The organism is Herbaspirillum sp. WGmk3 (genome assembly GCF_023952535.1).
In the GTDB taxonomy this organism is placed as follows: Bacteria; Pseudomonadota; Gammaproteobacteria; order Burkholderiales; family Burkholderiaceae_D; genus Herbaspirillum; species Herbaspirillum huttiense.
The window spans coordinates 1-233 of sequence record NZ_JAKYWT010000171.1; the positions used below are offsets into that span (position 1 = coordinate 1).

General features: G+C 69.1%; 1 protein-coding gene. It reads right to left on the reverse strand.

Annotated elements, in window-relative coordinates; all coding sequences use genetic code 11:
- Positions 1 to 2 precede the first annotated feature (2 nt).
- Positions 3 to 233: DUF3870 domain-containing protein (locus MKD49_RS26345; protein ID WP_252697782.1), on the reverse strand; the 231-nt coding region annotated here is incomplete at its 5' end.

Here is a 233-nt window from a genome sequence, read left to right on the forward strand (position 1 = left end):
GGTTATGCAGTTGTCCTGGCAGAGCCGTCGACCAGGTCGCGGTACTTCGCAGCGGCGCTCCGCACGGCGGCGGTCATGGCCCGCTGAGAGGACCCGTGGTACCGATCGATGATGGCCTCCACCAGCGCGTCCTCCTCCAGCAGACTCCTGCCCTCGAGCAGCCCGCGCACGAACTCCACGGTGAGAGCGAGCGCCGCGGTGCAGTCGGCCCGGAGGATGGCGTGGGTCTCAGT